General features: G+C 30.3%; 19 protein-coding genes. 17 read left to right on the top strand and 2 right to left on the bottom strand.

Annotated features, from left to right (window positions below; translation table 11 throughout):
• Window positions 1-12 precede the first annotated feature (12 nt).
• From HYG85_RS24210 to HYG85_RS24175, 8 genes are all read left to right on the top strand, one after another.
• On the top strand, window positions 13-1,146 hold the full coding sequence (locus tag HYG85_RS24210; protein WP_212691773.1) for an aldo/keto reductase: 1,134 nt from the start codon (window positions 13-15) through the stop codon (window positions 1,144-1,146).
• A gap of 198 nt (window positions 1,147-1,344) precedes the next feature.
• Complete coding sequence (locus HYG85_RS24205; RefSeq protein WP_212691772.1) at window positions 1,345-2,157, top strand: ABC transporter permease; 813 nt, start codon at window positions 1,345-1,347, stop codon at window positions 2,155-2,157.
• 32 nt (window positions 2,158-2,189) lie between these two features.
• The gene (locus HYG85_RS24200) at window positions 2,190-2,984 is read left to right on the top strand and encodes an ABC transporter ATP-binding protein (protein ID WP_113674809.1); all 795 of its coding nucleotides are present in this window, start codon (window positions 2,190-2,192) and stop codon (window positions 2,982-2,984) included.
• Complete coding sequence (locus HYG85_RS24195) at window positions 2,984-3,799, top strand: ABC transporter permease (RefSeq protein WP_212691771.1); 816 nt, start codon at window positions 2,984-2,986, stop codon at window positions 3,797-3,799. Before HYG85_RS24200 ends, HYG85_RS24195 begins: the two co-directional genes overlap by 1 nt.
• 110 nt (window positions 3,800-3,909) lie before the next feature.
• Window positions 3,910-4,995 (top strand): FAD-binding protein, encoded by a 1,086-nt coding sequence (locus HYG85_RS24190; RefSeq protein WP_212691770.1) that lies wholly within the window; start codon window positions 3,910-3,912, stop codon window positions 4,993-4,995.
• 100 nt (window positions 4,996-5,095) lie between these two features.
• Window positions 5,096-5,719 carry a hypothetical protein gene (locus HYG85_RS24185; RefSeq protein ID WP_212691769.1) on the top strand — a complete coding sequence of 208 codons (624 nt, stop codon included), beginning with the start codon at window positions 5,096-5,098 and terminating at the stop codon, window positions 5,717-5,719.
• A 6-nt stretch (window positions 5,720-5,725) separates the two neighbouring features.
• Window positions 5,726-6,337 (top strand): class I SAM-dependent methyltransferase, encoded by a 612-nt coding sequence (locus HYG85_RS24180; RefSeq protein WP_212691768.1) that lies wholly within the window; start codon window positions 5,726-5,728, stop codon window positions 6,335-6,337.
• Between the two features lie 77 nt (window positions 6,338-6,414).
• Entirely contained in the window at window positions 6,415-7,461 is a 1,047-nt protein-coding gene (locus HYG85_RS24175) for an ArsR/SmtB family transcription factor (RefSeq protein WP_212691767.1), read from the top strand.
• On the opposite strand, the gene HYG85_RS24170 is transcribed toward HYG85_RS24175, so the two are convergent.
• Complete coding sequence (locus HYG85_RS24170) at window positions 7,455-7,877, bottom strand: DUF1801 domain-containing protein (protein WP_212691766.1); 423 nt, start codon at window positions 7,875-7,877, stop codon at window positions 7,455-7,457. The genes HYG85_RS24175 and HYG85_RS24170 overlap by 7 nt on opposite strands.
• Window positions 7,878-8,062: 185 nt before the next feature.
• Between HYG85_RS24170 and HYG85_RS24165 the strand changes: the two genes are divergently transcribed.
• From HYG85_RS24165 to HYG85_RS24155, 3 genes are all read left to right on the top strand, one after another.
• Complete coding sequence (locus HYG85_RS24165; protein ID WP_212691765.1) at window positions 8,063-9,238, top strand: anhydro-N-acetylmuramic acid kinase; 1,176 nt, start codon at window positions 8,063-8,065, stop codon at window positions 9,236-9,238.
• An 81-nt stretch (window positions 9,239-9,319) separates the two neighbouring features.
• Complete coding sequence (locus HYG85_RS24160; protein WP_330619196.1) at window positions 9,320-10,240, top strand: S66 peptidase family protein; 921 nt, start codon at window positions 9,320-9,322, stop codon at window positions 10,238-10,240.
• A 42-nt stretch (window positions 10,241-10,282) separates the two neighbouring features.
• Window positions 10,283-11,356 carry a dipeptide epimerase gene (locus HYG85_RS24155; RefSeq protein WP_212691764.1) on the top strand — a complete coding sequence of 358 codons (1,074 nt, stop codon included), beginning with the start codon at window positions 10,283-10,285 and terminating at the stop codon, window positions 11,354-11,356.
• 66 nt (window positions 11,357-11,422) lie between these two features.
• Here the strand turns inward: HYG85_RS24155 and HYG85_RS24150 are convergent, their stop codons facing one another.
• Complete coding sequence (locus HYG85_RS24150; RefSeq protein WP_212691763.1) at window positions 11,423-11,938, bottom strand: GNAT family N-acetyltransferase; 516 nt, start codon at window positions 11,936-11,938, stop codon at window positions 11,423-11,425.
• 214 nt (window positions 11,939-12,152) lie between these two features.
• On the opposite strand from HYG85_RS24150, the gene HYG85_RS24145 reads away from it, so the two are divergent.
• From HYG85_RS24145 to HYG85_RS24120, 6 genes are all read left to right on the top strand, one after another.
• The gene (locus HYG85_RS24145; RefSeq protein WP_212691762.1) at window positions 12,153-13,061 is read left to right on the top strand and encodes a dipicolinate synthase subunit DpsA; all 909 of its coding nucleotides are present in this window, start codon (window positions 12,153-12,155) and stop codon (window positions 13,059-13,061) included.
• 5 nt (window positions 13,062-13,066) lie between these two features.
• A complete protein-coding gene (locus HYG85_RS24140) occupies window positions 13,067-13,654 on the top strand; it encodes a dipicolinate synthase subunit B (RefSeq protein WP_212691761.1) in 588 nt (195 codons plus the stop codon).
• Between the two features lie 127 nt (window positions 13,655-13,781).
• On the top strand, window positions 13,782-14,981 hold the full coding sequence (gene dapG, locus HYG85_RS24135) for an aspartate kinase (protein WP_212691760.1): 1,200 nt from the start codon (window positions 13,782-13,784) through the stop codon (window positions 14,979-14,981).
• Between the two features lie 154 nt (window positions 14,982-15,135).
• Complete coding sequence (locus HYG85_RS24130; RefSeq protein ID WP_212691759.1) at window positions 15,136-15,849, top strand: ClpP family protease; 714 nt, start codon at window positions 15,136-15,138, stop codon at window positions 15,847-15,849.
• The gene (locus HYG85_RS24125; protein WP_113674824.1) at window positions 15,849-16,049 is read left to right on the top strand and encodes a YlzJ-like family protein; all 201 of its coding nucleotides are present in this window, start codon (window positions 15,849-15,851) and stop codon (window positions 16,047-16,049) included. Before HYG85_RS24130 ends, HYG85_RS24125 begins: the two co-directional genes overlap by 1 nt.
• A 77-nt stretch (window positions 16,050-16,126) precedes the next feature.
• Window positions 16,127-16,999: an undecaprenyl-diphosphate phosphatase gene (locus tag HYG85_RS24120; protein ID WP_212691758.1), complete on the top strand. Its 873-nt coding sequence runs from the start codon at window positions 16,127-16,129 to the stop codon at window positions 16,997-16,999.
• The last annotated feature ends 15 nt before the right edge of the window (window positions 17,000-17,014 follow it).

Genomic DNA, 17,014 nt, shown 5'->3' with positions numbered 1-17,014 from the left:
AGGTGGTTTATTATGCAATATAAGCTATTTGGAAAAACTAATGAAAAGGTTTCGAGACTTGGTTTCGGCTGTATGAGATTTCACACTAACAGTGACGATAATAAAGACATCAAGGAAGAATTGGCTATTAAACAGATTCGTCATGCAATTGATGGTGGCGTCAACTATATTGATACAGCATATAATTATCATGGTGGAGAAAGTGAAAAATTAGTAGCAAAAGCACTAAAAAATGGATATAGAGAAAAGGTTAAGATAGCAACTAAATTACCATCTTGGTTAATAAAGACAAGACAGGATATGGACAAATATCTAAATGAACAGTTAGAAAAGTTGCAGACTGATCATATTGATTATTATCTTTTACATACATTAAAGAAAAAATTATGGAAGAACTTAGTAGAAAATGATGTATTTGAATTTTTAAATAGTATTGTTGCTGATGGAAGGGTTAAACATGTCGGTTTTTCTTTCCATGACGATATTGATTTGTTTAAAGAGATTGTAGATTCTTATGACTGGGATTTTTGTCAAATACAATATAATTTTTTAGATGAAAATTATCAAGCTGGTAAAGAAGGATTGAAATATGCTAAAGAGCGTGGACTTGGTGTAGTTATCATGGAACCCCTAAGAGGTGGTAGTCTTGCAAAAAGTATCCCTGAAGATATAGCAGCTATTTGGAATAAGGCTGATAAAAAAAGGACTCCTGCTGAGTGGGCATTCAAATTTATACTTAATCATCCTGAAGTTGATGTGGTATTGAGTGGAATGAACGAGATGGAACACATCAATGAGAATATTAGGATTGCTACAGAGACAACACCTGATTCATTGACAAATAGGGAAAAAGAATTGATTGATGAAGTCAAATTAGTATATGCTAGTAAGATTAAAGTAAGATGTACTAATTGCGCCTATTGTATGCCATGTCCAAAAGGTGTTGATATTCCAGCCTGTTTTGAATTGTATAATGAATCGTCAATGTTTGATTTTGATACTGCTAAAAAAGAGTATACCAAGGATCTAAAGAACGAAAATAAAGCTAGTATGTGTATTGAATGCGGACAATGCGAAGAAAAATGTCCACAACACTTGGATATAAGAGAAAAATTAAAAGAAGTCGTAGAGACTTTTGAAAGTTAAGGATGCCATAGGCGTCTTTTTTTTATCCTAAAATCTAATTTTAGCTAAAAGTATAGAAGTTTCATATAGAATATTAAATTTTACTTGATTAGTAGTTGACATGTATTAATTTCCTGCTATAATAACTCAGCTTAGAGAAGCAATACCATTTGATTAAATAAATAGTTAATCAAAATAAAAAGGAGGAAAGTTAATACAATGAATATCTATGTTTTTAAAGCTAATGTGTACAAATATTTTATTACATTGTATCGTGCCTATCCAAGAAGTTTTTTTATATCAAGCATATTAACTATAACCTATACTCTATTATACTCGTATATTCTGTATGAATATATCTTCGAGGGAGAAGTTAATAGCTCTTTTATAGGTGAAGCAGGGACTAGTAATTATATGGGATATATTTTAGTAGGGGTATTGGTATATTCTTTTACAGTTAGCACTTTACTCAATGTCAGTAGGAGTCTTATTACTGAGAAAAGAATAGGTACTTTGGAAAGCGTAATGTTGGCACCATATAATAGAGGTCTATATTTTTTGGCTTACATGGTAGCACAAACAATACATACTTTTGGAGAATTAGTTTTTGCAATACCAATATTGATAGTGTTTAAAGTAAAATTTGCGTATTTTGATTTGCTTTCATTCATAATAGTTTTATCAATATCTTTGATAGCATTTCTTGGGCTTTCGCTATTATTGGCAAATCTTATGCTATATACAAGAGATACGTATATATCACAGAATACATTGTTTACAGTTATGTTTCTTATATGTGGAATCAATTTTCCTATTACTTATTTACCAAGTTTTGTATCAAAAATATCATATCTTATACCTTTAACACATTCTATAAAACTATTTAGAGGGATATTACTAAAAGGAGAAAGCCTAATGATACAAATGGATTCTGTTGTAGCTTTAATTCTTCAAGGTATTATTTATAGCATGATAGGATTTTTGACTCTTAAGAAAGTAGAAAAGATAGCTCTAGAAAAAATTGGTGGATGATTTATAGATAATTAACGAAAGGAATGAGATATATGATAGAAGTTAGAGGACTATGCAAGACATATGTAACAAAAGAAAGTAAAGGTTTCTTTAAGACCAATAAAAATTACTTGAAAGCAGTTGATAATCTAAGTATTAATATAAAAAAAGGTGAAATAACAGGTCTATTGGGTATTAATGGTGCGGGAAAAACTACAACGGTCAAGATGCTTTCTACACTGCTTGAACCAACAAGAGGAGATATTATATATGATGGAATGGATATCAAGAAAAATGAAAAAATAATCAAAAGTAAAGTAAATATGATAGCAGGTGGAGAGAGGATGATATATTGGCGTCTTACTGCTAAAGAGAATCTTAAATATTTTGGCAGTATGTATGGGTTACATGGAAAATATCTAAATGAAAGAATAGATTATCTATTAGAACTTGTAGGATTACAAGATAAGAAAAATATACCAGTGGAGAAATTTTCAAAAGGTATGAAACAACGATTACAGATAGCAAGAGGACTGATTAATGATCCAGACTACATTTTCCTGGATGAGCCTACCTTAGGACTTGATATTCAAATAGCAAAAGAAATGAGAGAGTTCTTTCTAGAATTGGTTAAGAAACAGGACAAAGGAATATTATTAACAACTCATTACATGAAGGAAGTAGAAGAATTATGTAGATATATATACATATTAAATGAAGGAAAACTTCTCAAAGAAGGTTCAGTCGAGGATATAACTAAGATGTCAACAACTGAAGATGGTAACCTGGAGGATGTTCTACTTATGATGGCAAAAGAGGTTTCCATAGAAAATAAGGAAGTGATATGATGAATTTTGTTAGATTGGTATGGGCTAATGTTATTGCTCAACATAAAAATTATTTTTTTAATAAAAGTATATACTTATCTTTGTTTATATGGCCGGTTATAGGATTTATTAATATCTATTATTCTTATAAACCATTTAATAATACTGTATTACTTAGGAAAATAGGTCTTCAACATGATGGAGAAATATATTTGTATCTCTTGATTGGATTTGTTGCCATGAGGTTTTTTTATACTCTTATACAATCTGCGTGGCAATCCAGTTATCTGCTCAGAATGTCAGGTACATTGGAATTGATATATATGTCTCCGTCTAATAGGATGGGAATGTTAATTGGTAATAGCATAGCTTCATTATTTGGAAGTGTGTGGATGTTTATTATTTTCTCGGTAGGTATGATTGCCTTTTACAGAGACTTTCTTAATGTAAATATATTATCTGCCATTTTTAGTATCATATTACTATGTATACTAGCAGTAATATGGGGAGTATTTCTGAATAGCTTATTTTTATTATCCAGAGATAGCGGGTTTCTATTCACAATATTCCAGGAACCCACAGAGATGTTTACTGGAGCTAAGTTGCCATTTATGCATATGCCCATGTGGGCAAAAGCTATTGGATATTTATTTCCATTGACATATGTAATTATAGTTTTAAGAAAATCACTTATGTATAATACTGGTATAAGTAACTTATTGCAAGAATATGTTATATGTATATTAATTGGAGTAATCTTGATGATAGTTTCTTATCTGATGATGAGGGCTGGAGAAAAGAATGCAATAAAAAATGGTACAGCTACGTTATTTTAAAAATATGAATGTAAAACCATGCTCCTTAGCTATATTGACATGGGTATATAAGAAAAGTATAATAAGTATGAATATTAATGGACTCTAAATAGTAGCAAAGGAGCAAATAGATGTATGATATAGTCATAGTAGGAGCTGGACCGGCTGGTGCAACTCTAGCTAGAATGTTAGATAATAGATATAAGATTTTATTAATTGATAAAAGAAACCTTAATGAAGATATAGAATATAAGAGAGAAAAATGCTGCGGAGGTTTAATTGCTCCCGATGCACAGAAAATGTTAGCGCATCTTGGATTAGGTATTCCCAAAGATGTATTGACTGGACCACAGATGTTTAGCGTAAAATCAGTTGATTTTGACAATGGAATGGAGAAACATTATCAAAGACATTATATCAATGTTGATAGGGAGAAGTTTGATAGATGGTTGGTATCTTTAATACCTTCTACAGTTGAGATTAAGTTCAACTGCTTATTCACTTCACATAAAAAACAAAAGGACTACATAGAAGTAAAATACAGGGAGGGCAATAAAGAATTTGTTCTTAAAACAAAAATATTAGTGGGAGCAGATGGAGCAACTTCAAAAGTCAGAAGACAGGCATTTACAGATTGTACTATACCAAACACATACATATCTATACAAAAATGGTATAAAACAAATAATGAGATGCCTTATTATACATCAATTTTTGATAAAGATATAACAGATTTCTATTCTTGGATTATACAAAAAGGAAGCTACATTCTAATAGGTTCAGCCATACTAGATAATAATGAAGCTAATGAAAAATTTGACTTACTTATAGAAAAACTTCGTAATTATGGTTTTGATATAGGTGAAGAATATAAAAAAACTGGAACTTTAATAATGAGAACAAGAAAACTTAAGCAGATTAATCTAATTAGAGATAATGTTGTATTAATAGGTGAGGCAGCAGGGTTTATAAGTCCTAGCTCAGCTGAAGGAATAAGTTATGCATTAAAAAGTGGTACTATGTTAGCACATAGTATCAATAATTACGATCTGAAATTCGCAAGGAATTATACTAAACAAATCAAAAAGATCAAATTAAACATTATCATAAAGAATTTGAAAGCTTTTATAATGTATAATAAGTTTTTACGTAAAGTAATTATGAAATCGAGAGTATTGAGTATGGATATAAAAGATATCAATCAAAAAGATAAATAGTATTACTAAATGAGGGTGTGTATATAAAAGGGTTAAATAAAATTTTTATACTGATAGGGATATGAAGGACGTGAAATAATAAAAAAGCAGATTGGAAACAGTGATTAATAAGAAGATAAAGAGTAATGAATTGGATTATTATAATATTTGGGATTTGGATTTGACAAAACTAGAAGAGACTAATACTATTATTGAAGCAGATAACGATAGTGTTTATTGGTTTGATACCCACAGTAAAGATGAAGAAGATAACATACAACTTAATTTTGTAATGGATAACATCAAACAATTGGTTTCGGGATATTATAGGTCGCTAGTACTTGATAATAATGGTGAAGTATTCGATATTGGTGAAATAGATTATTATTTAGAAAGCCCTGTAAATGACAGAGAATTACCAAGGAAAATAGATAATATACCTCAAATGATGAGGTTATGGGATTTTACTTCGTTAAGATATCCAGTGGGTATAGGTATAGATACTAACGGTGATTTAATTGCATTTTTATTGTATAATGATCCAGAACAGACATTTAATAAAATAGCTATTAAAGAGTACTGCGATTTTGCTTTTACTTATAGCCATATTATTGTAATAAAGGATAACGAAAAATCTAAATCTTGGTTATATAGTTATGATCCAGTAACAGTAGAATGGGTTAATCCTGATGGAATAGTTGGTCCAGAAAGAGATTTTATAAAAATATATAGGGGTGAAAGATAAGATTATATGGATAATAATATAAAAGAGATAATAAGAAAGAGTTATAATAAAAATGCGAACCTAAGGAGTTCTATAATTCCTGATTGGAAGAGGAATGAGATCAATAAGTTCTTATCACAGATAAATGATGATAAGTTGAAATTACTTGACCTTGGTGCTGGTTCAGGGACCTTTGCAGAGTATTTCACTAAAAAAGGATTGGATGTTTATTGCATCGACATATCAAAAAGCATGATTGATATATGCCTGGCAAAAGATCTAGAAGGAGAAGTAATGGATTTCTATAACTTGGATTTTGAACCAGAACAGTTCAATCTTATTTGGTCTATGAATACCTTATTGCATGTACCAAAAAAAGACATTCACATTGTTTTAGATGAAGTTCAAAGAGTCCTTAAGAAAAACGGTATTTTCTATTTAGGATTGTATGGTGGAGTGTCAACAGAAGGGATATATGAAGAAGATATATATGAACCTAAAAGATTTTTTGCTTTTTACCTAAGAGATGAATTGTTAGATATTGTGAAAAGCCATTTCAAGGTAATAAAATGTGACGAAACAATTCTTGAAGGAGACCGTAATTTTCTATCCATGATTTTAACAAGTAAAGAGAAATAGACAATCATTAATCTATGTTATTTTTAATTATACAATAAGGCATAAGAACATAAAGTGAGAAGGAGGAATAATAATTAATGTACTTAACATATTTTGATAGAGACAATGATATTAATATCTATTTTTTGTATTCTCCTTTTCATGAGTTATTAGGTAGCCTTCATGTTTTATCAAAACATGAGCATCATATGCCTAGACAAATTTGGGCAGAAGAAATGATTAAAAAATTGCCTACAGAGATAAAAGATAAAATATTGTTTTATGCTAATGTGACTAGTAATTTTTTAGGTGTCATCGGTTTTTTAGAGAATAAAAAATTATGGGATATTAGTATTTCTGAATGTATTGGTGAAATAGCTAATATTAGTGAAGTGGATTTCTTTTACACTATATTTAATGGTGAAATAGATAAGCAATCCATTATTAATGCTATTAACAGTAATTATTACAATAGCAGTATTCCCAATAAATATGTAGAATGTCTAAAAGGACATAAGGAGTATAAAAAACAATTTATAATATTTCTAAAAGAATATTATTATAATTATTTTGTGAATGAGTTAAGTTTCACTGAACCAATATTAATTAGGAAGCTAAAAAGAGAATTTGAAAGGTGTAAAGAAATATCAGTTTATGATTATATACATTCTCTTCACCCTAGAATAGAGGTAACAGATAATAAAATCAATTTCCATAAATATAAACTGTTTGAAGTAAATAAGGAAAATATAAACCAAGTAATATTCAAAGTGGACAGTTATATAATTCCTCATTTATTATTAGGGACGGATGAAAACCAGAAACTAATAAGTTTAATAATACCAACTTATATTACTTCATATGATGATGATAAATTACCAAAAGATACATTAAATATTTTTAAAGCCATTGCTGATGAAACCAGAATGAAAATTATTCGTAATCTATATAGGCAGCCTATGTCTACTCAAAAGTTAGCAGATAGATTGAATTTAACTGAAGCATGTATCTCCAAGCATTTAAAAATTTTATATAATACTGATATAGTAACTAAGATTAGAGATGGTAATTATATTAATTACCACCTTAATCAAAGAATTATTGATAGTTTGGTATTGTATATTTATGAATATATTAATCAGTAACTTATAGGTTTTTTACTCTTGATATATTCTATAGACTTAGATATTAATTCTTCTAGAATATCAATATCTATATCTTCCAGTTTATTAATATACAAACAGGATTTACCTAGTTTATGTTTACCTAATTTGGAAAGAAGTTGTTCATACATTGTAAATCCATCCATGATATATATGGTTAGATTTTGTTTTCTAGGTGAAAAGCCTGTCATCATCCAATCATGGGTTCCAGAAGTGTTTTTGTATTCCATTTTACCGAATCCAATAATACTAGGACCCCACATCTTGGGTTGTTCTTTTGTCAGGTTTTTCATGATTTGTAATAGTTTAATACTATCTTCTCTTCGTTTATCGTTTTCAACTTGCAATAAGAATTCCATAGGATCAGTATCATTCATTTTAGTTTTTAATTCTGCCATAATTCTCACCTCGCTAATAATATGCCCTATACTTTATTTTAATATAATTTTTTTGGATTTACCATAATTAAATTTATAATTATATAATATTGAAATATAATTTTATATATGATACCATATATATGAAATAATATTTCTTAACTATAAAAAAACTAATGCTGAATTAAGCTAAAGGAATGGTGACTTTGATAGATAAACTTCAAAAAATAATTAGTAAAGACAAAAAAATTGCTATAGGGTTAATGTCAGGAACTTCACTAGATGGTGTAGATGCCGCTCTTGTAGAGATTGAAAAGTCTTCAATTGAAACAAAAGTAAAACTTCTAGAGTTTGCTACACTCAATTATAATTTAGAAGAGAGAAACAAGATCCTTGATATATGTGCTAATGAAACCTCAACAGTTGAAGATATATGTAAGATGAATGTATATCTAGGTGAGAAGATGGCAGAAGCAGCTATGAAAGTTATTGAAAAAGCAAAAATTGATAAAACTGATGTGGATTTTATTAGTTCTCATGGACAAACAATATATCATAGTCCTGAATATTTTGCCACATTACAGATTGGAGAATTAGCTGTCATAGCAAATAGAACAGGGGTGATTACAGTAGGAGATTTTCGCCCAAGTGATATGGCTGTTGGCGGTCAAGGAGCACCATTAGTTCCTTTTGTTGATTATCTATTATTCAATAATAAAACCAAAGGGAGAGCGTTAATTAATATAGGTGGCATCAGTAATGTATCTCTTATAGAAGCTGATGCAAAACCAGAAGAAGTGGTTGCTTTTGATATGGGACCAGGTAATATGCTAATAGATGCTGTTGTCTCTATAGGAACAAATAATAAAAATACATATGATGCCAATGGGCATTTTTCTTCTAAAGGAGAAGTCTGTAACAATTGGTTGGATGTTATTATAAATAAGGATAGTTTTTTAACTAAATTACCACCTAAGAGTACAGGTAGAGAACAATATACATTTGAATTAGCACAGAATTTATATGATGAGGGTATTTCTAGAAATCTGGGATTTGAAGATATTGTTGCAACAATAACAGCTTATACTATTAGGTCAATAATAATGCATTTTAATAATTATATTGATGTCCATCACAATATTGATGAAGTAATCGTAAGTGGTGGAGGAGTCTATAATAATACTATTATGAAGGGTCTAAAAGACGGACTTAAACAAGAGGTATCAATAATGGATCAATGGGGATATTCGTCAGATGCAAAAGAGGCTATTGAGTTCGCAGTACTGGGAAATGAATTTTTACAGGGCAATAATAATAATCTACCATCAGCTACAGGTGCGAATAGAGGAATTAGTATGGGTAAACTAGCGTTACCTTATTAAAGGAATACTTTATCTAAATTTAGAATATATAGTAATAGAATATTAATTTACTTATTATAGAAAAGATTAATGGGGGTGGTCATGATTATTAGACCAAGGAATATAAGAACTGGAGATATGATTGGTGTTATTGCACCTGGCAGCCCTACTACATTAAATAACGTGAATATGGCAAAAAAACATTTAGAGGAACTTGGATTTAGAGTGAAGATGGGTGACAGCTGTTATAGTCAGAATGGATATTTAGCTGGTGAAGATAAATTAAGAGCAAAAGATATCAATAATATGTTTTTAGATGACAATGTAAAAGGAATCATATGTTTGAGAGGTGGCTATGGGACTACTAGAATACTGGACTTAATTAATTACCAATGGGTAAAAAATCATCCTAAAGTATTTGTGGGTTATAGTGATATTACAGCCCTTCATATAGCTTTCAATCAATTATGCAATATGGTTACCTATCATGGTCCTATGGCAGGAGTAGATATGCTGGATGGAATGGACGAATTCACTAAAAAAAGCTTTTTATCATGTATAGGTACTAAGAGTAATATCAATATTGGAAATCCTCCTGGGACTGCTATGAAATGTATGTGTTCCGGTACAGCAAAAGGTAAGCTGACAGGTGGTAATTTATCATTGCTTGTGTCAACTCTAGGTACACCCTATGAAATTGATACAAAAGGTAAGATTCTATTTATTGAAGAAGTTGGAGAAAGACCTTATGTAATAGACCGTTCACTTACACAATTGAAAAATGCAGGAAAGTTAAGGGATGCAGAGGGTATCGTATTAGGTGATTTCAAAGATTGTATACCACTTGAAGATGAAGTGAGTCAAAGTCTGAAGGAAGTATTTTATGATATCATAAAACCTTTTAAGAAACCTACTATCTATAATTTAAAAGCAGGACATTGTATTCCCATGGTTACACTGCCCTTGGGATCAGATACATACTTGGATGCTGATAAGTGTCAACTGATTGTTGATAATAATTAATGGCAATATATAAAATCAAGAAATTGATTATGGGGGAATTAGTTGAAAATATTAGATATAAGAACTGATCAATTATCGATAGGTTTAAATAAACCATTTAAAACTGCTCTTAGGACTTTATATCATATAGAAGCTATTATTGTAGAGATTGTTACTGAACAGGCTAGAGGTTATGGTGCAGCATCACCCACTGCTGTAATAACAGGAGACACAAATAGTTCCATATTAGGTGCAATTGATTTTATTAGACCACTGATTATAGGAAAAGATGTAAGTAATTTTGAAGATATATTGACAACACTTAATAAATGTATAGTTGGAAATACCAGTGCAAAAGCTGCTATAGACATAGCATTGTATGATTTGTATGGTAAATTATATAATGCACCAGTATACAGATTATTAGGTGGTTATAGAAATAAATTAAAAACGGATATTACTATCAGTCTGAATACACCTGATGAAATGGCAGCTGATAGTTTGAAGGCTGTCAATGAAGGGTTTGATAATCTGAAAGTAAAAGTTGGTAAGGATTCTGATTTAGACATTAGAAGGATGCAAGCCATCAGAAAAGCTGTAGGAGATAAAGTTAAGATTAAAGTTGATGCTAATCAAGGCTATGAGCCAAAGGAAGCAGTTTATGTTATAAAAAGAATGGAACAAAAGGATATTAATATTTATCTTATGGAACAGCCAGTTCATGGAAAAGATATAGATGGATTAAAGTTTGTCACCAACAACGTGAATATACCTATATTAGCAGATGAAAGTGTGTTTTCACCTGCAGATGCTATGAATATAATTAATAAAAGAGCAGCAGATATAATCAATATCAAGCTAATGAAAACAGGAGGAATCTATAATGCCCTAAAGATTGTATCATTAGCTGAAACAGCTGGAATGAAATGTATGATTGGTTCAATGATGGAAAGTAATATAGGAGTTACAGCTGCAGCTCATGTAGGAGCGGCTAAAAAAAATATAATAGAGGTAGATTTGGATGTACCCCTTTTATGTAGTGAAAGTCAATTAGTAGGGGGTATATCATATCATAAAAATAACATATTATTTAACCAAGAATCTGGTTTTGGCTTTGGTAAGGGGCTGTCTAGCTAAACCTAGTCTATCTTCCAAAACTTGTAGACATCTCCAAAATGTATTATCCCACAGCCCCTTTAATTATTAAGTACAAGTTTTGTTGACTGCTCTCATGATATACATATCATGATTTTTTTTCTCTATAAAAGAATTTATCTTATATCCGCATTTAATATATGTTTCAACAGCTGGTCTATTGCTACAATTAACTTTTAGATAAGAATACTTGCAACCTAATTTATTGAATATGATTTTTTGCACAAGCTTCATTACTTTTATACCATAGCCTTGTTTCTTAGCAGAAGACTCACCAATAACATAACCACCCAATTCTACATTGTTTTCATCAATTACACGAAGTATTACAGCGCCAATAGGCATACAATAAATATTTTTCTCTTCAATGATATAAATTAATAGGTCACAATCTTTTTTATAATCTTTATACCATTTTCTTGGACTAATCCTTTTGGTAGAATTATTGGATATTGATTCTGCATCATTACTGTTTTTATACCATTTCTTTATTAAATTGTAATCTCTACGCTTTATCTCACGAAATTTGAATTCTTGATTTTCTAATACGGAATATTTTTTCATGAAATTCACCTGACCAAGTTGTTTTAGATATTTATATATAGGATTCCATTTTATAAAATAGTTATTACAATATATGTGATTTAAGTTTAATGGGTACATTGTCTAAGTAATGATTATATTTATGTAGTACATGCAAATTTAGTATTCAGGGGTCACATATAGCCTGTAAAAAACATATTTTATTATTAAAGTACTAAGTAAGTGATGATAATATATGAAAAACAAAATAGCAGTAATTGGTGGAGATTTAAGACAGATTTATCTAGCAAACATATTTTCTAATAATAATCAAGTTTTTATTTTGGGCAACGAGCATAAAGAGCTATCTAGTAATGTTAAGCAAGCAACATCTTTGGAAGAAGCGGTAAAAGATGCAAGTTTTATAATTTGTCCTATACCTTTTTCTAAGGATAATGAACATATCTTTGCTGCTAATTCAAAGCAAAAAATATTATACAAAGATCTATTCAATCTAATTACATCAGAGCAATATATTTTTTCAGGTCCTTATTCTGAAGAGGTATTAGAGTATGCAAAAGAAAATAATATTCACTTATTTGATATTGTAGCTGAAGATGAGTTTGCGATACTTAATTCAATACCAACAGCAGAAGGTGTACTTAGTATGATGATAGAGAATGTAGGAATTACTCTTGCGAATAATAAGTGTCTAGTTTTAGGTTATGGAAGATGTGGTATGGCAATAGGGGACCTGGCAAAGAAACTGAACATGGATGTATATGTAGCTTCTGCTAATAATGAAGAATTGATAATGGCTACAATCAATAAATTAAAAACAGCTAAGATACAGGATAATAAATTGTTAAGAGTAGATTATTTGATCAGAGATTTCTTGGATGATAGTAATTTCATTATTAATCTAGAGAAATTCAACTATGTAATCAACACAATTCCTGTAGCACTTATTGATATTGATTTATCAAAAAAACTTGATGATTATATTTTTATAGATATAGCAAATGTCTATGAAGGTAACACAAATAAATTTATAAATGCTCGTGGAATACCAGGAAAATATTCACCAAAAACAGCAGCTGAAATTATTAGTGGTGTTATCGAAAAAGAGATATATGGAAGGAACAATAAGTCAGGAAAGGAGTAGGTAATTTGAAAGAATTAGAAGGTAAGAAAATTGGTTTTGCTTTATGTGGTTCATTCTGTACGTTGGCAAGAGTCTTTGATCCCATAAAACAATTGATAGATAATGGTGCTGAGATTTTTCCAATAATGTCTAGTAATGCTTATTCTATCGATACTAGATTTGGTAATGCAAAAGATTTCGTGAAGAGACTAGAGGATTTAACTGGACATAAGGTTCAAACAAAAATAGAAGAAACTGAGCCAATAGGACCTAAGAGGCTTTATGATATGTTAGTTGTTGCACCATGTACTGGTAATACATTAGGTAAACTGGCTAATGCCATTACCGATACAGGAGTATTGATGGCGATAAAAGCAACTCTAAGGAATTGTCAGCCTGTTGTTATTGCCATAGCTACCAATGATGGATTAGCTCTTAATTTCAAGAATTTTGGTACCCTCATGAATACAAGGAATGTTTATTTTGTTCCATTTGGTCAGGATAATCATGTGACTAAAAAAAATTCATTAGTAGCTAAGATGGATTTAATCTATGATACAGTTATTGAGGCATTTGAAGGAAGGCAGAAACAACCTGTACTTATACAGTATTAGTAGATAAAAACCTTTTCAAAATTGTGAGTATATGGTATATTTAGTTAAAGATAAAGAAGAAAAAATAATTTCAAGGATACTTTATTCTATCTAGGATTCCTTGAAATATTAATGTAGGGGTGAGTGTATGAATATATTAATTCAAAAATTTGGCGGTACATCTATGGCAACAGAAGAAACAAGAAAGAATGTTGCTGATAAGATAATGGAAGCTAAAAAAATATACGATAATGTTGTAGTAGTAGTCTCGGCTATTGGTAGACTAGGTGCTCCATATGCTACGGATTCACTACTTCATTTAGTTAATTATAAAAATACGAAATTATCGTCAAAAGAAATAGATCTACTTATGTCAGTAGGTGAAATAATATCTTCACTTGTATTAACTAATACTTTACTTGAAAGTGGGATAGATGCTTGTGCATTGACTGGCGGCGGTGCTGGAATAATTACCGATGATAATTATAATAGTGCTGATGTAATTAACATTAATACAGAACCACTGATGAAACTGTTAAATGAAGGCAAGATTCCTGTTGTAGCTGGATTTCAAGGTGTTACTATAGGAAACGATGTAACAACTCTTGGAAGAGGTGGAAGTGATACAACAGCATCATTACTTGGTGAAGCATTGAATGCTAGTGCAGTAGAGATATATACAGATGTTGATGGCATAATGACCGCTGATCCTAGAATATGTAAGAGTGCTAAAATAATTGATGAAATAAGCTATAATGAAGTTTTTCAAATGGCTGGAAGTGGAGCAAAAGTTATACATCCACGAGCTGTCGAGGTAGCTAGAAGAGCAGGTATACCATTAATTATTAAAAATACTTTCAACAATTCAAAAGGAACAAGTATAAAAAGACATATTGGTGTTGAGAGAAAGAAAACCATTGAAGATAAATTGATAACTAGTATTGCTCACAAAACAAATATAACTCAGGTTTCTATAAAAGGAGATATTGATGATGAGAATTTCTTTACTGATCTTGCTAGAGAAAATGTAAGTATTGATATTATTAATATTTTCCCTGAAAGGAAAGTATTTACAATAGATGATGTCTGTAAGGATAAAGTTATCAGATTAATTGAAAAATATGAAGCACCTTATACTTTTATCGATGATTGTTGTAAGGTTACAATCATTGGGGAAAAGATAACTGGTGTTCCTGGAGTAATGGCTAAGATTATTCGTTGTCTAAGTAAATCATCCGTTGAAATATTACAGACAGCAGATTCTTTATCAACAATAGCATGTCTGATAAAAGAAAAAGATTTGGTAATAGCAGCTGAAGCTCTTCATAAAGAATTTATGCTTGGTTAATAAGTTGAATGTTTTTATTGATATATTGAACTTAATGATAGATATATTATACGTTAAGTTCAATATATCAATTCGTCCAAATAGAATGAATGAAATTTTAGATTTATTCGCATAATATATGTACAAATATAAAAATATTGAAGGGCGAAATATAATGGATAAAAATATAAAGACTAATGAACAAAATAAAAATGATGAAAAAGCTGATCCACAAGAAGTTAAAGAATATGGACAAGTTACAATTGACAAGGAAGATGATAGGATACATTGTCTAACTATCATTGGGCAAGTGGAGGGACATGTTTGTTTACCTCAGCAAAATAAAACTACTAAATATGAACATGTATTACCTCAACTGGCATCTATTGAAGAAAGTGACAGTATTGATGGTTTATTATTACTTCTTAATACAGTCGGAGGAGATGTAGAAGCTGGACTGGCTATAGCAGAGATGATAGCTTCACTTAGCAAGCCTACTGTTTCTATAGTACTTGGTGGAGGTCACTCTATTGGTGTACCACTTGCTGTATCAACCAAGTATTCTTTTATAGTACCAAGTTCAACAATGACAATACATCCTGTAAGAATGAGTGGAACAGTAATTGGAGTTCCTCAGACTTTTGAATATTTTGATAAGATGCAGGATAGAATAGTGGATTTCATTACTAGAAATTCCAAGATAAGTAGAGATAGATTAAAACAGCTTATGTTAGATACTGGAAAATTAGCTAAAGATGTTGGAACAATAATTGTGGGAGAAGAAGCTGTTGAAGAAGGGATTATTGATGAATTAGGTGGCATAGACAAAGCTATAAAAAAACTATATGATATGATTGAAGAGAATAAAAAAGAAGGTGAAGAGTCCTAATGTATTATTCTATAATACCTTATGAGGAGTTATTTCCCACTACTGAAGATGATTTCAAATATGAAGAAGTGACATATGAAGGGAATACGGTTCAAGTATATAAAAAAGATGACAAATATATTGTAAAAAGAGTCATATCTACTGATTTAAAAGTATATCTTAATAAAGAACTAAGTCCTGGAAGTGAATTAAAAATGTAGCTATGCTTTATTCTTGGGTTGAAATAATATGGTAAAAGGGTTAAAATATAACATGCATAGGTATGAGGGGGATTTTTATGTCATTTTTTGAGGCAATTCTTATGGGAATTGTTCAAGGGGTAACTGAGTTTTTACCTATCAGCAGCTCTGGTCATTTGGCTATATCAAGACATATATTAGGCTTACAGCTGGATAACATTCTATTTGAGGTTTTACTACATATTGGAACACTCGTAGCAATTATTGCAGTTTATTATAAAGATGTCATTGATTTAATAGTCAGCGGGTTAGGATTAATAGGTCGTCTATTCAAATACATAATTATAAGTATAGGGAATTTGATTTACAAGAATAATAAGAAGGTTCCACAGATTATTGATAATGATAAGAAGAAATTCGTGATGCTTATCATTGTTGCCAGTATTCCCACAGCAATTATCGGATTAATATTAGAAGAAAAAATCATTGAATCTTTTGATATATTATTAGTTCCGGGAATCTGTTTGATTATTACTGGATTTTTACTATATTCAACTATAAAACTGAAATCAGGTACTAAGAAGGAAGGTAAGACTTCATATAAAGACGCTATAATAATAGGTACTTTTCAAGGATTCGCTGGACTTCCAGGTATATCACGCTCTGGTTCAACAATTGTTGCTTCGCTTCTTAGAGGGTTGAATAAAGAATTTGCTGTTAAATTTTCTTTTTTGATGTCCTTACCAGCAGTAATTGGAGCAATGATATTACAAATAAAAGATTTAGAGTGGGATACACTTTCTACTATTATAACAGCACCTTATGTGGTAGGAATGGCTGTATCTGCTTTTGTTGGATACATATGTATCAAATTTTTGATTAAGTTGATTAAACAGAATAAATTGCACTATTTCGCATATTATTGTTTTGTGATTGGCATAATCATAATAATTTCCCATTTTGTCTTATAGACAACAAGGGACTTG

It is taken from the genome of Vallitalea guaymasensis, from assembly GCF_018141425.1.
GTDB classification, from domain to species: Bacteria; Bacillota; Clostridia; order Lachnospirales; family Vallitaleaceae; genus Vallitalea; species Vallitalea guaymasensis.
This window is presented reverse-complemented; position numbering and strand designations above follow the sequence as displayed.